At 63.3% G+C, this 14,497-nt stretch carries 16 protein-coding genes; 7 read left to right on the top strand and 9 right to left on the bottom strand.

The genetic code is table 11. From position 1 onward, the window contains the following. Positions 1-464: 464 nt before the first annotated feature. From HNP33_RS18095 to HNP33_RS18085, 3 genes are all read right to left on the bottom strand, one after another. A complete protein-coding gene (locus HNP33_RS18095; RefSeq protein ID WP_233464594.1) occupies positions 465-1,907 on the bottom strand; it encodes an MFS transporter in 1,443 nt (480 codons plus the stop codon). A gap of 130 nt (positions 1,908-2,037) precedes the next feature. Next, positions 2,038-2,520: a GNAT family N-acetyltransferase gene (locus HNP33_RS18090; protein ID WP_184711042.1), complete on the bottom strand. Its 483-nt coding sequence runs from the start codon at positions 2,518-2,520 to the stop codon at positions 2,038-2,040. Between the two features lie 64 nt (positions 2,521-2,584). Beyond that, complete coding sequence (locus HNP33_RS18085; protein ID WP_184711051.1) at positions 2,585-3,013, bottom strand: PaaI family thioesterase; 429 nt, start codon at positions 3,011-3,013, stop codon at positions 2,585-2,587. Positions 3,014-3,244: 231 nt separating this feature from the next. Here HNP33_RS18085 and HNP33_RS18080 point away from each other — a divergent pair, with 231 nt between their 5' ends. Then, on the top strand, positions 3,245-3,700 hold the full coding sequence (locus HNP33_RS18080; RefSeq protein WP_184711040.1) for a GNAT family N-acetyltransferase: 456 nt from the start codon (positions 3,245-3,247) through the stop codon (positions 3,698-3,700). Positions 3,701-3,733: 33 nt separating this feature from the next. Here HNP33_RS18080 and HNP33_RS18075 read toward each other — a convergent pair whose 3' ends face one another. Together HNP33_RS18075 and HNP33_RS18070 are read right to left on the bottom strand one after the other, a co-directional pair. Further along, complete coding sequence (locus tag HNP33_RS18075) at positions 3,734-4,525, bottom strand: SDR family oxidoreductase (protein ID WP_184711038.1); 792 nt, start codon at positions 4,523-4,525, stop codon at positions 3,734-3,736. A gap of 107 nt (positions 4,526-4,632) precedes the next feature. Continuing rightward, positions 4,633-6,279 carry a 3-(methylthio)propionyl-CoA ligase gene (locus HNP33_RS18070; protein ID WP_184711036.1) on the bottom strand — a complete coding sequence of 549 codons (1,647 nt, stop codon included), beginning with the start codon at positions 6,277-6,279 and terminating at the stop codon, positions 4,633-4,635. Between the two features lie 248 nt (positions 6,280-6,527). Here HNP33_RS18070 and HNP33_RS18065 point away from each other — a divergent pair, with 248 nt between their 5' ends. After that, a complete protein-coding gene (locus tag HNP33_RS18065; protein WP_418903860.1) occupies positions 6,528-7,229 on the top strand; it encodes a pseudouridine synthase in 702 nt (233 codons plus the stop codon). 10 nt (positions 7,230-7,239) lie between these two features. Here the strand turns inward: HNP33_RS18065 and HNP33_RS18060 are convergent, their stop codons facing one another. Beyond that, on the bottom strand, positions 7,240-8,133 hold the full coding sequence (locus HNP33_RS18060; RefSeq protein ID WP_184711034.1) for a LysR substrate-binding domain-containing protein: 894 nt from the start codon (positions 8,131-8,133) through the stop codon (positions 7,240-7,242). A 120-nt stretch (positions 8,134-8,253) separates the two neighbouring features. Here HNP33_RS18060 and HNP33_RS18055 point away from each other — a divergent pair, with 120 nt between their 5' ends. Then, positions 8,254-9,231: a DMT family transporter gene (locus HNP33_RS18055; RefSeq protein ID WP_184711032.1), complete on the top strand. Its 978-nt coding sequence runs from the start codon at positions 8,254-8,256 to the stop codon at positions 9,229-9,231. A 119-nt stretch (positions 9,232-9,350) separates the two neighbouring features. On the opposite strand, the gene HNP33_RS18050 is transcribed toward HNP33_RS18055, so the two are convergent. Then, the gene (locus HNP33_RS18050; protein WP_184711030.1) at positions 9,351-10,055 is read right to left on the bottom strand and encodes an SDR family oxidoreductase; all 705 of its coding nucleotides are present in this window, start codon (positions 10,053-10,055) and stop codon (positions 9,351-9,353) included. Positions 10,056-10,188: 133 nt separating this feature from the next. On the opposite strand from HNP33_RS18050, the gene HNP33_RS18045 reads away from it, so the two are divergent. The 4 genes from HNP33_RS18045 to HNP33_RS18030 all read left to right on the top strand — a co-directional run bounded on the left by HNP33_RS18045 (position 10,189) and on the right by HNP33_RS18030 (position 13,141). Beyond that, positions 10,189-10,944 (top strand): SDR family NAD(P)-dependent oxidoreductase, encoded by a 756-nt coding sequence (locus tag HNP33_RS18045; protein ID WP_184711028.1) that lies wholly within the window; start codon positions 10,189-10,191, stop codon positions 10,942-10,944. A 17-nt stretch (positions 10,945-10,961) separates the two neighbouring features. Further along, positions 10,962-11,348 carry a VOC family protein gene (locus tag HNP33_RS18040; RefSeq protein WP_184711026.1) on the top strand — a complete coding sequence of 129 codons (387 nt, stop codon included), beginning with the start codon at positions 10,962-10,964 and terminating at the stop codon, positions 11,346-11,348. Between the two features lie 262 nt (positions 11,349-11,610). Then, complete coding sequence (bktB, locus tag HNP33_RS18035) at positions 11,611-12,795, top strand: beta-ketothiolase BktB (RefSeq protein ID WP_184711024.1); 1,185 nt, start codon at positions 11,611-11,613, stop codon at positions 12,793-12,795. A gap of 136 nt (positions 12,796-12,931) precedes the next feature. Beyond that, entirely contained in the window at positions 12,932-13,141 is a 210-nt protein-coding gene (locus tag HNP33_RS18030; protein ID WP_233464593.1) for a DUF7661 family protein, read from the top strand. A gap of 23 nt (positions 13,142-13,164) precedes the next feature. Here HNP33_RS18030 and pepE read toward each other — a convergent pair whose 3' ends face one another. After that, positions 13,165-13,860 (bottom strand): dipeptidase PepE, encoded by a 696-nt coding sequence (pepE, locus tag HNP33_RS18025; RefSeq protein WP_184711020.1) that lies wholly within the window; start codon positions 13,858-13,860, stop codon positions 13,165-13,167. Positions 13,861-13,975: 115 nt separating this feature from the next. Further along, the gene (locus HNP33_RS18020) at positions 13,976-14,383 is read right to left on the bottom strand and encodes a hypothetical protein (protein WP_184711019.1); all 408 of its coding nucleotides are present in this window, start codon (positions 14,381-14,383) and stop codon (positions 13,976-13,978) included. Positions 14,384-14,497 lie beyond the last annotated feature (114 nt).

The raw sequence follows: 14,497 nt of genomic DNA, 5'->3' as shown, positions 1-14,497 counted from the left end.
CAGTTTGTGGTGCGGTACTTGCGCCGACCCCAGTTCGTCTCACTCATCATCCGAGCCTACTACCGCTGCGGCCCGGATTTGTGCAACAAAGCCCTCTGAATTGGAACAGACGCGAAATCTGCTCGGTGCCCTCCATGGAGCGAAATTCCAGTTGTTCGCCGAGCGGGCTGTGGGCGACAAAGGTGCGGCTTGACATGCTGGCCCCTGGTTTTTATTGGTTTATGTGTTTTGGTATGGGGCTCGATAGTAGATAAAGACAACCAAAAATCAGCGACCGATTGTCGGAAGACGCTGTTTAGAGACAGCGAACGCAAGCGATTGAGATCTCTCAATACGAAGAAGTAAAAAGCATGGTGAATGCCTAGCGGCATTTGCATGGATGGGAAGTCACCGTCATGCAACAACGCCCTTGTAAGCCCAAATGCGCTTCACACGTAAACGGCAGCGGCAAGCGCACTAGTGCGCTAATGCGTAGCCGTGTGCTTGAGGCGCAGGCTGCTGAACACTGCGGACATGGCGGCAAACGCAGCCGCGATGTACAGCGCCACCGTGGTGCCCATGCCGCTGTGCACGGGCCACAAGGTGAAGATGATGGCCACCAGCACCGCTCCCAGCGATTGCCCCGTGAGCCGCGCGGTGCCGAGCATGCCGCTGGCGGCTCCGGCACGTGCCAGCGGCGCCGAGGTAACGATGGTGTGGTTGTTGGGCGACTGGAACAGGCCGAAACCCAGGCCGCACAGCGCCATGCGCCAGCCGATGTTCAGATCGCCCGGATCGGCAGGCAGCAGGGCCAGACTGAGCAGTCCGAAAGCCAGGATCGCCATGCCGATGCCGCCCAGCAGGCCGTCTTCCACCTTGCCGATGAGCTTGCCCGCCACCGGCGCCACCAGCACGATGGCGGCCGACCACGCCGTCATCAGCATACCGGCGGCAAAGTGGCTGCGGCCCAAGGCATCGAGCAGCATGAACGGCAAGGCAATGAACGAGAGCATCTGCGCGCTGAATGCACCGATTGACGCCCCCATGGAGAGTGCAAACACCGGAATGCGCAGCAGATCGAGCGGCAGCAGTGGCAAGGTGAGCCTTTTTTGCCGCAGCACATACCAGGCACCCAGCACCAGTCCCAGGCCCAACATGGCCCAGCCGGTGCCGGCCTGCCCAGCGGCAGCGGCATCGTGCCGCACGCCGATGCGCTCTGCCCCCAGGAACACCAGCGAGAACATGGCAAAGTTCAGCGCCACATCCACTGGCGTGAGCCGTGCGTGAGGCGCGGCCAGCAATTGCGGCGGGTTGTGCGGCAAGGCCTTGCGCCCCAGCCACAAAGTCAGCAGCCCCAACGGTACGTTGATGGCAAACAGCCACGGCCAGCTGGCAATCGACAGGATCAGGGCCGCCACGCCCGGCCCGGCAACCGATGACACCGCCACCACCAGTGAATTGAGCGCCATGCCCTTGCCCAGCCGGGAAGCCGGATACGTCAGCCTCACCAGCGCCGCGTTCACCGCCATCACCCCGGCCGCACCCATACCTTGCAGGCCGCGCGCTGCAATCAGCAGCCACAACGATTGCGCCAGCATGGCAATGGCCGATGCGATGGTGAAGCACAGCATGCCAATCAGGTAGACCTTGCGGTAGCCGATGCGTTCACCCAGCGCCGCCAGCGGCAACAGCAAGCCCAAGGTGCCCAGCTGGTAGGCATTGACGATCCAGATCGCCTCCGATGGTTGGGCATTGAGCTGTTTGGCCACCGTAGGCAGGGCCAGATTCATGATGGAGCCATCGAGCACGGCTACTATCAGGCCCAGCACGATCACCAGCATTGCCAGGCGCCGCTCGGGCATGGGAAGGCCGTCTCTCATGGTTGCAGCCGGTGCCAAGACCGTATCGGGTGTCAGAGACTTATCCATGGCTGGCTCGATTTGCTATGAAAATATGAGCAGCTGTGCGCATCTGGCAAGCGCCAGCAGCCGATTTGAACTGCAGTCGTGCAATATCCCATTTCGCGCATGGCAGGTGGATATGCATGCGCTGCAGCTCTCATGCGCCCTGGCTGCGGTACAGCATGGTCAGGTGCGGAATGCCGTCTTCCAGGTACGGCTGCGACACGACCTCGAAGCCGCAACCCTCGTAGAACTTTTGCAGATAGGCCTGCGCGCCGATGCGAATCGGTGAACCGGGCCAGCGCTGCTCCACCTCGGCCATCGCGTGGCGCATCAGCTCCCAGCCAGCGCCTGTGCCGCGCACAGCCGCCATGGCCAGCACCCGGCCAATGGATGGTTCTTCGTAAGCCAGCCCTGGCGGAAGTATGCGTGCGTACGATTGCAGCACACCAGACCCATCGCGCCCCAGCAGATGCCAGGCGCTCTGGTCTTTGTAATCCAGATCCTGAAACGCCACCTGCTCGGCAATGAATACCTGGCAGCGCACGTGCAGCGTGTCATACAGATCGCCCAGGCTCAACTGGTCAAAGGAAAGACAGGTCCAGTTCAACTGATCAGCAGGAGAAGAAGGCTTTGGCATGGGATCTATCACTCAAACAAAGGCAGAGCGCTGCGGCTGGTGGCGGCCAGGGAAGCCGGTGAATTCAATCGGTCTTGATCTGCTTTTTGGCGGCCTGCAAGGATTGCACGACTTCCGGCATCACGTACTTGAAGGTTCCGGTGGCATGGCAGCAGAGCTTGCCCGCCTCGTCATACAGCCAGCCTTCGCAGAAAGCCATGGTTTTGGTGCGCGAGAGCAGCTTGCCCTTGGCGACCAGCGGGCCCTTGGCCGTGGCCATGAAACTGGTTTTCATCTCGATGGTGACCGCACCGCTGCCTGCAATAGCGCTGCGCGCCGCGTGGGCCATGGTCACATCCAGCAGCGTCATCGATGCGCCCCCATGCGTCACATCAAAGCTGTTGAGGTGCTCGGGGCGTGCGTGGTAGTGCAGCTCGCTCTCGCCATCGGCCCATTTGTGCAAGCTAAAGCCCAGGTGACTGACAAAGGGGATTTCAACTTCAAAAGGCAGCACGGCGGGCTCCAGCATGAGAACGTAGAACGCAAAGACAAAAAGCAAAGGCCGCGCGGCGGCGGGCGGCCCATGCAGCAAGCATAACCGCTTGCTGGCGCATTTAAGGGGAAACCCTGACGTCTAGGTGACAGCTGCTTGCAGCTTTCCATGAAAGCGCTACTGCATCTCTGTTGCGGCCCCAAACCCGCTACAGTCAAAGGCCATACATGCAGATTCAGCGAGCCACACACCATGCCTACCCAGATCCGTCCCCTGGCACCTACCGATTACCTGGGCTGGAAGCCGCTTTGGGATGGCTACAACGCCTTCTATGGCCGCGAAGGCGAAACCGCCCTGCCTGACGCCATCACCCAGAACACCTGGCAGGGTTTTCATAACCCGGTGGTACCGATGTTCGCTCTGGTGGCGCAATCCGAAGGGCGGCTGCTCGGCCTCACGCACTACCTGTTCCACGTCAGCACTTCACGCCTGCAGCCGGTGTGCTATCTGCAGGATCTGTTCACCCTGCCCGCCTGCCGCGGGCAAGGCATTGGCAAGGCACTGATCGAGGCGGTGTACAGCGAGGCCCGCCGTGCAGGCGCCTGCCGCGTGTATTGGCAGACCCAGCACCACAACTCAGCCGGGCGCGCGCTGTACGACAAGATGGCAGAGCACAAGGGGTTCATCGTGTACAGCCACGAGCTTTGATTCCTTTGAACCACTGGCGGCTCTGCCTGAAGTCTACCCAGCCGTCACCACGCTCACGCCGCCGTCCACGGCCAGAAACTGGCCGGTGATGTGCTTGCCCGCATCGCTGGCCAGCAGCACCGCAGCGCCCTTGAGGTCTTCGTTATCACCCAGGCGCCCGAGCGGCACGTTGGCGGTCATCTGGTCTTCGCCCAACTGGTCGATCAGTCCGTTGGCGAGCTTGGTACGGAAGAACCCCGGAGCCAGCGCATTGACGCGAATGCCATAGTGCCCCCACTCGGCCGCCAGCGCGCGTGTGAAGTTGATCACCGCGCCCTTGCTGGTGTTGTAGGCAATGGTTTTCATCGCCAGCGGGTTGCCGCCCAACCCTGCGATGGAGGCCACGTTGATGATGGCGCCGCTGCGCCGACCAATCATGCTGTTCTTGGCGATGTGCTGCGATAGCAGAAAATAGCCGCGCACATTCAGGTTCATCACCTTGTCCCAGGCAGCGATTGGGTGGTCTTCGGCAGGGGCGCCCCAGCTGGCGCCCGCGTTGTTGACCAGAATGTCCAGGTCGCCCACGCGCTCCAGTGTTTCTGCGGCCAGACGCTCAATTTCCGTCTCTACCGCACAATCGGCAGCAATCCAGCGTGCGTCGATGCCTGCGCCGCGCAGCTCGGCCACGGCAGCTTCCAGCTCGGTGGCCTTGCGGCTGGTAACGACAATCTTGGCGCCCGCCTCGCCCAGTGCATGCGCCAGTTGCAGGCCCAGGCCGCGCGAGCCGCCGGTCACCAGCGCAGTCTTGCCGCTCAGATCGAAAAGCTGTTGAATCCTACGCGCCATGATGGATCTCCAATACTATGATTTTGATAGCTTCAAGCGCAATACAGTTATACGGCATCCATTGATTGTGCTGAAAATTCGCTCCTACCCCGCAGCCTGAGCGATGGCTATATTGCGGTTGGCAATACGTAGCCAGCATGCTGCTCGCGCAGCCGGGTTTTCAGCATCTTGCCTGTGGCCCCGAGCGGAATGCTCTCGACAAACACCACATCATCGGGAATCTGCCACTTGGCGGTCTTGCCCTGGTAGAAGGCCAGCAGTGCTTCCTTGCTGACCGACTGGCCCGGCTTCAAGGCCACAAACACCACCGGGCGCTCGTCCCACTTGGGGTGCGGCATGCCCACACAGGCGGCCATGGCCACGGCGGGGTGGGCCATGGCGATGTTTTCAATGTCGATGGAACTGATCCATTCGCCGCCGGACTTGATCACATCCTTGCTGCGGTCGGTGATGTGCATGAAGCCATCGGCATCGATGGTGGCCACATCGCCCGTGGGAAACCATTCACGCCCTTGTGCATCCTTGACCAGGGGGGACGAGCCCTCGTTGCGGTAATAGTTGCCCACCGTCCAGGGGCCGCGCACGAGCAGATCGCCATAGGTCTTGCCATCCCAGGGCTGATCCTCGCCGTTGTCGCCCACGATCTTCATGTCCACGCCAAAGATCACCCGACCCTGCTTGGCCAGCAGCTTCGCCTGCTCCTCTGCAGGAAGGCCCAGGTGCTTGTTCTTTAGGGTGCAGACGGTGCCCAGGGGGCTCAGCTCGGTCATGCCCCAGGCATGCAGCACGGTCACGCCATAGTCGTCCTGAAAGGTCTTGATCATTGCAGGGGGGCAGGCCGAGCCACCGATCACCGTGCGCTTGAATGTGCTGAACTTCAGGCCCTGGGTCTGCACATGGTTGAGCAGCATCTGCCAGACCGTGGGCACCCCGGCGGCAAAGGTCACTTTTTCGGACTCGATCAGCTCGTACACCGATTTGCCATCCAGACCCGGGCCGGGAAAAACCAGCTTGGCACCATTCAATGGCCCCGAATACGGTAGCCCCCAGGCGTTGACGTGGAACATGGGCACCACCGGCAGCACCACATCGCGCGACGAAATGTCCATCACGTCGGGCAGCGAAGCACCGTAGGCATGCAAGGTGGTGCTGCGGTGCGAATACAGCACCGCCTTGGGGTTGCCCGTGGTGCCGCTGGTATAGCACATGCCACAGGCGGTGTTTTCATCGAACTGCGGCCAGGTGTAGCTGGTGGGCGTGGAAGCAATCCAGTTCTCGTACGATACCAGGCCGGGAATGCCGCTGTCCGCCGGCAGCTTGTCTGCATCGCACAGCGCCACCCATTGCCGGACCGTGGGGCATCTGGCGTGTACTGCCTGGACGATGGGCAGAAAGCTCATGTCAAAGCACAACACCTCGTCTTCGGCATGGTTCACGATCCAGGCGATCTGATCAGGGTGCAGGCGGGGGTTGACGGTATGGATGACGCGGCCCGAGCCGCCCACGCCGTAATACAGCTCCAGGTGGCGGTATCCGTTCCAGGCCAGGGTGGCCACGCGCGTGCTCGGCGCGAGACCCATCGCATCGAGCGTGCCTGCCACCTGGCGCGCGCGCCGGGCAAAATCGGCATAGGTGTAGCGGTGGATATCCCCTTCCACCCGGCGCGAGACGATCTCGGTATCGCGGTGGTAACGCTCCGCAAACTCCAGCAGGTTCGAGGTCAGCAATTGCTGGTTTTGCATCAGGCCAAGCATACGTTCTCCTTTGGTTTTTTTGATGTGCAGCGCTTACCCGGCAAGCGCCAGCAGCAACCATTTTTGTAGCACCAACCGGTAATACCCAGCCATCGTAGCAACCCTAGTTGCAGCAAATCGGCATGAGCAAATGCCGCTGGTGCATTTGGGCGTTACGGTAAGGCAAGGCGCGCTGGCCAGCAGCACGCGGCTGTCGCATTCCGTACAGTTTCTACAATGTCGGTCTTTCTTTGGCGAGACGGTGGCCCGTGTTGATTCCTGTGTACGAAGATGCGCACCTCGTGGTGCTGAACAAGCCCTCGGGCCTGCTGTGCGTTCCCGGCAAGGGGCCGGACAAGCTCGATTGCCTCAGCAGCCGTGCCCAGGAGCAGTGGCCGGATGCACTGGTAGTGCACCGGCTCGATCAGGCGACCTCGGGCCTGGTGGTGATGGCGCGCAGCCTGGCCGTGCAGCGCGCACTGGGCGACGCCTTTGCCGCTCGCAAGGTGGACAAGCGCTACATGGCTGTCGCCAGCGGCTCTCCTGTGCCGCAGCCAATGCCTGCCGATACGGGCCTGCTCACCGGCATGCCGCAAGACGGAGAACGCTGGAGCCTGATCGACCTGCCGTTGATCGCAGACTGGGAGCGTCGCCCGCTTCAGCGCGTAGACCATGTCATCGGCAAGCCCAGCCAGACCTGGTGGCGTGCGGAAACAGGCCCGCAAGCCGCTGCCCTGCCTGCCACCCCGGTAGGCAGCACGCGCTTGTGGCTGGCCCCCGTCACCGGCCGCACCCACCAGCTGCGCCTGCACCTGCAAGCTATAGGGCACCCGATACTGGGCGACAGCCTGTATGCCGCGCCCGAGGTACAGGCGATGGCGCCCCGCCTGTTGCTTCAGGCCCAGCACATTGCCTTCATGCACCCGGTGACGCAGGTGCCGGTGGCATGCACCCTGCCCGCAGATTTTTAATCGGATCGGATCAGGCCCATACGGACGCCTGCTTATGGGAGGCAGCCACCGTCTCATCCATGTGCGCGCGCAGCAACTCCATCACCTGCTGGGCCCGCGGCCCCAATGCGCCCGGGCCGCTGCGCAGCAGCACGGAAACCTGCGGCAGTGACGGCAGGCCCTCGCCCGGCGCAATCACCCGCAGCCCCTGCAAGGGCAGCATGCGCTGCGACAGCAATGCCACGCCCAGCCCCGCGCGCACGGCAGCCTGGATGCCCGATACATTCGGGCTGGTATAGGCAATGCGCCAGCGCCGGCCCATGGCGTCGAGCTGACCGAGCGCATAGCCGCGCAGGATGCACTCATGCGGAAAGAGCACCAGCGGCAGCACCTGCGATTGCTCAGGGCGGCTGCCTTGGGCGCATACCCATTGCAGGCTTTCTGCCCAGCAGTCCGGGCCGGAGCTCGGCTGGCTTTCCACACGGCGAAACAGCGCTACATCGAGAAGGCCGTTACCCAAATCGGCCTCCAAAAGCCGCGAGAGGCCGCACCGCACCTCCAGCCGCACATGGTCGTCTCCCAGCGCCAGCGGGCTGAGCGCGGCGGGCAGCGAATCGACAGCCAGGTCTTCGGTGACGCCCACGCGCACCAGCTCGGGCAGGTCTTCGGCAAACAGATTGCGCGCCTCGTCGTGCAGGGCCAGGATGCGCCGTGCATAGCTCAGCATGCGCTCGCCATCGGGCGTGAGCAGACTGGAGCGCGCACCGCGTGACAGCAGCTGGCGCCCGGCCTGCTCCTCCAGCTTCTTGATCTGCTGGCTGACGGTGGACTGGGTGCGGTGCACCCGCTCACCCGCGCGCGAAAACCCGCCGCTGTCCACCACCGAGGCGAAAGTGCGCAACAAGCTGATATCAAAGTCGGCCATTCGAGTCTCCTGCAGGCAAGCCATCGACAAATCAAATATCTCACATGGAAACTTTGAATTTCCAAATATCAGCTTAAACCCCTACAGTGGATTTGTCATCCTCTTTTGCCGCCCACTGCCATGCCTGCCCTGCCCCCTTCTTCGGCCTCGCCACTGCCGCCCCGCCTGACGGTGCTGGCCTTTGCCATTCCATTCACCCTGGTCTGGGCCAGTGCGTTTGCCGCCACCAAGTTTGCGTTGCTCGACAGCTCGCCGCTGCTGTTCCTGGCCATGCGGTTTTTCTGTGCGGGGGCGCTGCTGCTTGCCTGGAGTTACCACCGGGGCGAACGCATTCGCCCCAGCCGCCGCGAACTCGCCAGCCTGCTGCTGATGGCAGCCTGCAACCACGCGCTGTACCTGGGCGTGAGCTGGAGCGCCATGCGCGAGGTCTCCGCAGGTCTGGCCACCATCGTGATCGGGGCCGCGCCCATTGTGGTGGCCCTGCTTGCCATGCCGCTGCTGCGCGAACGGCTCACCGGGCGCAAGCTTGCGGGCCTGCTGCTGGGCTTTGCAGGCATGGCCTTCATCGTGCGCCACCGGCTGGGCGGCCCACTCGATTCCTGGCACGGCACGCTCATGCTGCTGCTCGCGCTCTTGCTGATTTCGCTCGGCACCGTGCTGTACAAGCGCCTGCGCATTGGAGTCGGCAGTACCGCCAATATTGCGCTGCAACTGCTGCTCGCTTCGGCCATCATGCTGCCGTGGGCGCTGTCTGTGGAGCGCTGGTCCGATGTGCACCTGAACCTGCGCTTTGCCGCATCCATGCTCTGGTCGGTGGCCGTGGTTTCCATCGCGGGCTACACGCTCTGGTTCGCCCTGCTGCGCCGCACCGATGCGAGCAGCGCCAGCGCCTGGTTCTTTCTGACTCCGCCACTGGGCCTGATCGTTGGCTGGGCGGTGCTGGGCGAGCCCCTGGCACTGGCCGATTTTCTGGGCATCGTCCCTGTGGTCATCGGCATTGTGCTGGTGACGCTGGCACCCCGCACGGCGCCCACCACCGCCCCATCCCCTTCCGCCACGCTCTCCACGCAGCGAGCATGCAGCGCGGGTAACCAATGAAAGCCCGTCCCCCTCCCCCCTTGGAAGGCTTCACCATAAAAATAGCTGCTCGCGCTCACCAACCAAGCGCCAGCAGCAAGGGGGTGGAAACCGGCCGACGCCGGCTCCGATGCAAGGCCTCAAATATGACGCATCAGGCCGCCATCGACCTTGATGTTCTGCCCGGTGATGTAAGCGGCGCCCTCGGACGCCAGAAACGCCACCGTCGCCCCGATCTCATCGGCCGTGCCGTAGCGCTGCAGCGGCACGGCGGCCTGCCGCTCGTCCTTCTTGGGCAGGCTGTCGATCCAGCCGGGCAGCACATTGTTCATGCGAATGTTGTGCTTGCCGTACTCGTCGCAGAAGATTTTGGTGAACGCTGCGAGGCCCGAGCGCGCCATGGCCGAGGTGGGAAACAACGCCGCGGGCTCAAACGCCCAGGCCGACGAGATATTGATGATCGCGCCGCCGCCCTGGGCCTGCATGATGGGCGCCACCAGCCGCGTGGCTCGCACCACGTTCAGAAAATATACTTCCAGGCCCTTGATCCAGTCTTCATCGCTGATGGCTAGCAGATCACCCTTGGGGCCGTGGCCTGCGCCATTGACCAACACATCGATACGGCCAAAGCGCTGCATCACCGCGTCCACCAGCTTCTGCATGTCGGCCACATTCTGGTTCGACCCGGTCACGCCGACACCGCCCAGCTCCTTGGCCAGAGCCTCGCCCTTGCCCGAAGACGACAGAATGCCGACGGCAAAACCGGCCTGGTGCAGTTGGCGTGCGGCTGCAGCGCCCATGCCGGAACCGCCGGCGATCACGATGGCAACTTTTTGCTGGCCCATGGTGCAATTTCTCCTGAATCAATCAAACCCAGCCATCCTAACCAAGCTCTTCGAAGTGTGCAGCCAAACCGATAGAAAAGGATGAAGCTGCGAGGGGCGAAACGGGCACCAACTGCCGTTAGCATTGATGGCTATGACCAAACATCTCCACATTCTCACCGGCGGCTCGCGCGGCATGGGCCTGGCCATGGGCCAGCAGTTACTGGCTCAGGGTCACACCGTGCTCAGCATTGCGCGCCGCACTTCCAGCGAACTGGCGGCAGCAGCCCCCGCGCCTGCCCATCTCATTCAGTGGGAGCAAGACCTGGGAGATACCGATGCCGCCGCCCAGCGCCTGGGCGACTGGCTGCGCAGCCTCAATCCTGCAGATTGGGCCAGCGTCACGCTCATCAACAATGCGGGGGTCATCCCGCAGATCGCCCCCCTGTCTGCCGTACCGACCGCAGACCTGCGCAACGCGCTGCGCGTGGGCCTGGAAGCGCCCATGGCGCTGACCGGGGTCTTTCTGGGCGCAACCGATGGCTGGAGCATTCCGAAAAAAGTGCTGAATGTGTCCTCTGGCCTGGGCCGTCGCCCCATGGCATCGCAGGCCGCTTACTGCACCGCCAAGGCGGGCATGGATGCCTATGCCCGCTGTGTGGCCCTGGAAGAAGCGCACAAGCCCCATGGCGCCCGGATCGTCTCGCTTGCCCCGGGCGTGATCGACACCGACATGCAGGTGCAATTGCGCAGCGCCGACGCGGGCGCCTTCCCCGATGTGGCCAACTTCAAGGGCCTGCACGAAGGCGGCAAACTCAGCTCTCCGGCAGAAGCTGGCGCCAAGGTGCTGGCCTGGCTGGACCGCCCGGATTTCGGCCAGAACGTGGTAGCCGACGTACGTGAGCCGTAAGAACCCCCATTGCCACCATGCTTGACCACATTGGCATCAACGTCAGCAACCTGGAGCGCAGCCGCGCCTTCTACACGCGGGTGCTGGCGCCGCTGGGCTATGAAATGCGCAAGCTGCATCCCGGCGCCGTCGGCTTTGGCAGTGCAACGCCCCTCCAGAGTGCCGACCCCGGTGGCGATTTCTGGATTCGTGAAGGTACTCCGCACTCGCAGTGCGTCCATGTAGCCTTTCGGGCCGCCAGCCAGGCGCAGGTACAGGCCTTCTACACGGCGGCGCTAGCCGCCGGAGGCATTGACAATGGCCCTCCCGGCCCGCGCAGGCATTACCACGCGCACTACTATGCAGCCTTCGTCCGCGACCCGGACGGCTACAACATCGAGGCGGTGACGCATGCGCCTGCCTGAAACCGCATCCAGGCAATTCTAAAAAGATAGCACCTGGTGTACATCCGTTGTGTGCCAGCTGCTCTTTTTGTGCCCTCACCTTCGCCGCAGCAGTGTCGCCAAGGCGCGCTGTATGCCTGTCCGTAGCGATACCGACTTGTCCAGCAGGCGCGAGGCTGGCAATAATGCGACCATGCTGCAGCGCACCAATAAGAAGTAGTTTCCCACGCGCGGCATACTGTTTTCGTTCGCGTTTTCGCATACCCATCCAAGGAGATACACCATGACCCGTGAAGTACTTGTCTGCAGCGCCGTGCGCACCGCCATCGGCACCTTTGGCGGCAGCCTCAAGGATGCTCCACCGACCGAGCTGGGCGCGCTGGTCGTCAAGGAATCGCTTGCCCGCGCAGGCGTCGAAGGCAAGGATGTGGGCCATGTGGTGTTCGGCCATGTGGTCAACACCGAGCCCAAGGACATGTACCTCAGCCGCGTGGCAGCCATCAATGGCGGCTGCCCCAAGGAAACGCCCGCCATGAACGTGAACCGCCTGTGCGGCTCGGGCCTGCAGGCCATCGTCAGCGCGAGCCAGGGCATTTTGCTGGGCGACTACGACATCGCCATTGGCGCTGGTGCCGAAAACATGAGCCGCGCACCCTACGCCAGCCTCAACACCCGCTGGGGCGCCCGCATGGGCGACACGCAGATGGTCGACATGATGACCGGCGCCCTGCACGATCCGTTCCACAAGATCCACATGGGCGTGACAGCCGAGAACGTGGCCAAGGAATTTGGCATCAGCCGCGACGACCAGGACCAGCTGGCCCTCACCAGCCACCAGCGCGCCGAAGCCGCCTGGGCCGAAAACCGCTTTGCGGGCCAGATCGTGCCCGTCATGCTCAAGAGCAAGAAGGGCGAAGTCGCCTTCGACAAGGACGAGCACTTCCGCGCCGGAGCCAAGATCGAGGACTTCCAGAAGATGAAGCCCGTGTTCGCCAAGGAAGACGGCACCGTCACCGCCGCCAACGCCTCGGGCATCAACGATGCCGCCGCCGCCGTGGTGCTGATGGAAGCTTCCGCCGCAGCCGCGCGCGGCGCCAAGCCGCTCGCCCGTCTGGTCGGATACGCGCACGCGGGTGTCGAGCCCAAGATCATGGGCATTGGCCCCATTCCTGCATCCAAGGCCGTGCTGGCCAAGACGGGGCTCAAGCTCGACCAGATGGACGTGATCGAGGCCAACGAAGCTTTTGCAGCGCAGGCCTGCGCCGTCACCAAGGGCCTGGGCGCCGACCCAGCCAAGGTCAACCCCAATGGCTCCGGCATCTCACTGGGCCACCCGATCGGGGCGACCGGCGCCATCATCACGGTGAAGGCCATCCACGAACTGCACCGCACGGGCGGCCGCTATGCACTGGTGACCATGTGCATTGGCGGCGGCCAGGGCATTGCAGCGATTTTCGAGCGCCTGTAAGCCAGGCCGGGACACCGGCTGCCCCCTGTGCCCTGGCATCGCCGGGTACAGGGAGTGCTGCAGGACACATGCCATCAATGGCCGTGCAGCTCTGTACCACAGACGAATGCACGCCCCACCCGCAACAGGCTATTCCATGCGATTTTGTATCTACACCCGCGTTGTTGATGTGGAGCGCCAGGGCGATGCCTGGCAGGTTATGGCGGTCGGCTCCGACGGCAAACGCCGCCCCGCAGGCTTTGTGATCCCCGATTTCGTCGAGGAGCACGAACTGGTGCAATACCTGGAAGACCTGTTCCACGAAAGCGCCTCGCCCACCAATGGCGATGTGCGCCGGCTGGATTAGATAAAAGCGCCGCTTGGCCGTGCCTAGATGCGCGCGCCCAGTGCCAGATCCTGCGCGTCCGCATTCGCGGTAAACAGCCTGGCCGGATAGGCGCCACCCACCACGACAGCGCTGTCATTCACCTCCAGCCAGGTTCCCTCGGGCAGCGCCACCACGCGCATCTGCGGGTTGGCCACCAGAAACTCGGCCAGGCGCTGGTCGCGGGTTTCGCCCTGATGGCCGGGCGGCAGGCTATTGTTGTAGTGCGGGTTGATGCAAAAAGGCACCAGCCCCAGCGCGCCAAAGCCGTGCGGGTTGACGATGGGCATGTCGTTCGTCGTATTGATCGTCAGCCCCGCCAGATTGGCACCTGCGCTCCAGCCGATGTAGGGCATGCGGCCCGACCGCGCCGCATCGCCAAGGCGCACCAGCCAGCCGCGCCTGCGGCACTCGGCCAGCAGTTGAAAGGTGTTGCCTCCGCCCACGATGATGGCCTGCACCTCGCCCGCCAGAAACTGCTCCACGGCGTCATCTGCATGCGCGCCCACCAGGTGCACGCCGGTATGCGCAATGGCGGCCTGCACCTGGGCGGTGTAATCGTCCCAACTGATGGTGACCCCGGCAAACGGTACAAACAATGCCTTGCGCACCCCTTGCAAGGTAGCGGCGATCACATCGCGTTGCTGGGTGAGGTAGCCGCCATCAGGGGCACGGGAGTTGCTGAGCAAAAGCAGTTTCATCAAAGAGCTTTCAGGACCGAATGCAGCCACAGCATAGCAGTCCCGGTCTCAGCAAATGCAGGCCCCTGAGCCCATGGCGACTCGTGCGGACGGGTTTGCGGCGAGGCCTGGCAGCTCAGCGCTGCCAGTCCTGCGCGGGCTGCGTCGGTGGGTGGCGGCGGTGGTTGGATGAGCGGTTCTTGTGGCGCCTCTCCCGCAGGCGCTGCTCTCTGAGCCGATCCTGGCGATCACGACGCTCTGCCCTGCGATCATCATTGCTGTAATAGCCTTGCGAGCGCTCGTGCTCGCGTATCTTTTCTTCTCGGCTGCGGTAATCGCGGTCGCGCGCATGGACAGGGGTTGCCCACGAACCAGAGGACAGGCCCCATCCGGTGCCTGCCGGCCGCAAGCCCTCCGCCCAGGCACCTCCAGCCAGCCCCGCCATCGCGCCCAGCACCAGCAAGGACGCGCACAGACGGCGCAGCACGTTCTGCCCTCTTCCTGCCCCTCGGATGCTGCGTGCGGGCAAATGCTTGTCAACCATGATGGCTCCTCCTTTTTTGCTTTTGCGTGGATAAGAGCATTGTGCCCGCTCACCCGGCTTTTTTCGTCAGTCAACAGCGCATTGGAGCGAAGCCCATGGCGCCACAATGCGCAC

This window comes from Comamonas odontotermitis, from assembly GCF_014207855.1.
In the GTDB taxonomy this organism is placed as follows: domain Bacteria; phylum Pseudomonadota; class Gammaproteobacteria; order Burkholderiales; family Burkholderiaceae_C; genus Comamonas; species Comamonas odontotermitis_A.
The sequence above is the reverse complement of the archived record's forward strand: the minus strand, read 5'-3'. Positions and strand labels throughout refer to the sequence as shown.

Excerpts from the sequence above, each read along its gene's own strand:
- HNP33_RS18030 (WP_233464593.1), top strand. The coding sequence starts at position 12,932 with ATGCGATTTTGTATCTACACCCGCGTTGTTGATGTGGAGCGCCAGGGC.
- HNP33_RS18045 (WP_184711028.1), top strand. The coding sequence starts at position 10,189 with ATGACCAAACATCTCCACATTCTCACCGGCGGCTCGCGCGGCATGGGC.
- HNP33_RS18090 (WP_184711042.1), bottom strand. The coding sequence starts at position 2,520 with ATGCCAAAGCCTTCTTCTCCTGCTGATCAGTTGAACTGGACCTGTCTT.
- HNP33_RS18080 (WP_184711040.1), top strand. The coding sequence starts at position 3,245 with ATGCCTACCCAGATCCGTCCCCTGGCACCTACCGATTACCTGGGCTGG.
- HNP33_RS18040 (WP_184711026.1), top strand. The coding sequence starts at position 10,962 with ATGCTTGACCACATTGGCATCAACGTCAGCAACCTGGAGCGCAGCCGC.
- HNP33_RS18060 (WP_184711034.1), bottom strand. The coding sequence starts at position 8,133 with ATGGCCGACTTTGATATCAGCTTGTTGCGCACTTTCGCCTCGGTGGTG.
- pepE (WP_184711020.1), bottom strand. The coding sequence starts at position 13,860 with ATGAAACTGCTTTTGCTCAGCAACTCCCGTGCCCCTGATGGCGGCTAC.
- HNP33_RS18070 (WP_184711036.1), bottom strand. The coding sequence starts at position 6,279 with ATGCTTGGCCTGATGCAAAACCAGCAATTGCTGACCTCGAACCTGCTG.
- HNP33_RS18020 (WP_184711019.1), bottom strand. The coding sequence starts at position 14,383 with ATGGTTGACAAGCATTTGCCCGCACGCAGCATCCGAGGGGCAGGAAGA.
- HNP33_RS18050 (WP_184711030.1), bottom strand. The coding sequence starts at position 10,055 with ATGGGCCAGCAAAAAGTTGCCATCGTGATCGCCGGCGGTTCCGGCATG.
- HNP33_RS18075 (WP_184711038.1), bottom strand. The coding sequence starts at position 4,525 with ATGGCGCGTAGGATTCAACAGCTTTTCGATCTGAGCGGCAAGACTGCG.
- HNP33_RS18055 (WP_184711032.1), top strand. The coding sequence starts at position 8,254 with ATGCCTGCCCTGCCCCCTTCTTCGGCCTCGCCACTGCCGCCCCGCCTG.
- bktB (WP_184711024.1), top strand. The coding sequence starts at position 11,611 with ATGACCCGTGAAGTACTTGTCTGCAGCGCCGTGCGCACCGCCATCGGC.
- HNP33_RS18095 (WP_233464594.1), bottom strand. The coding sequence starts at position 1,907 with ATGGATAAGTCTCTGACACCCGATACGGTCTTGGCACCGGCTGCAACC.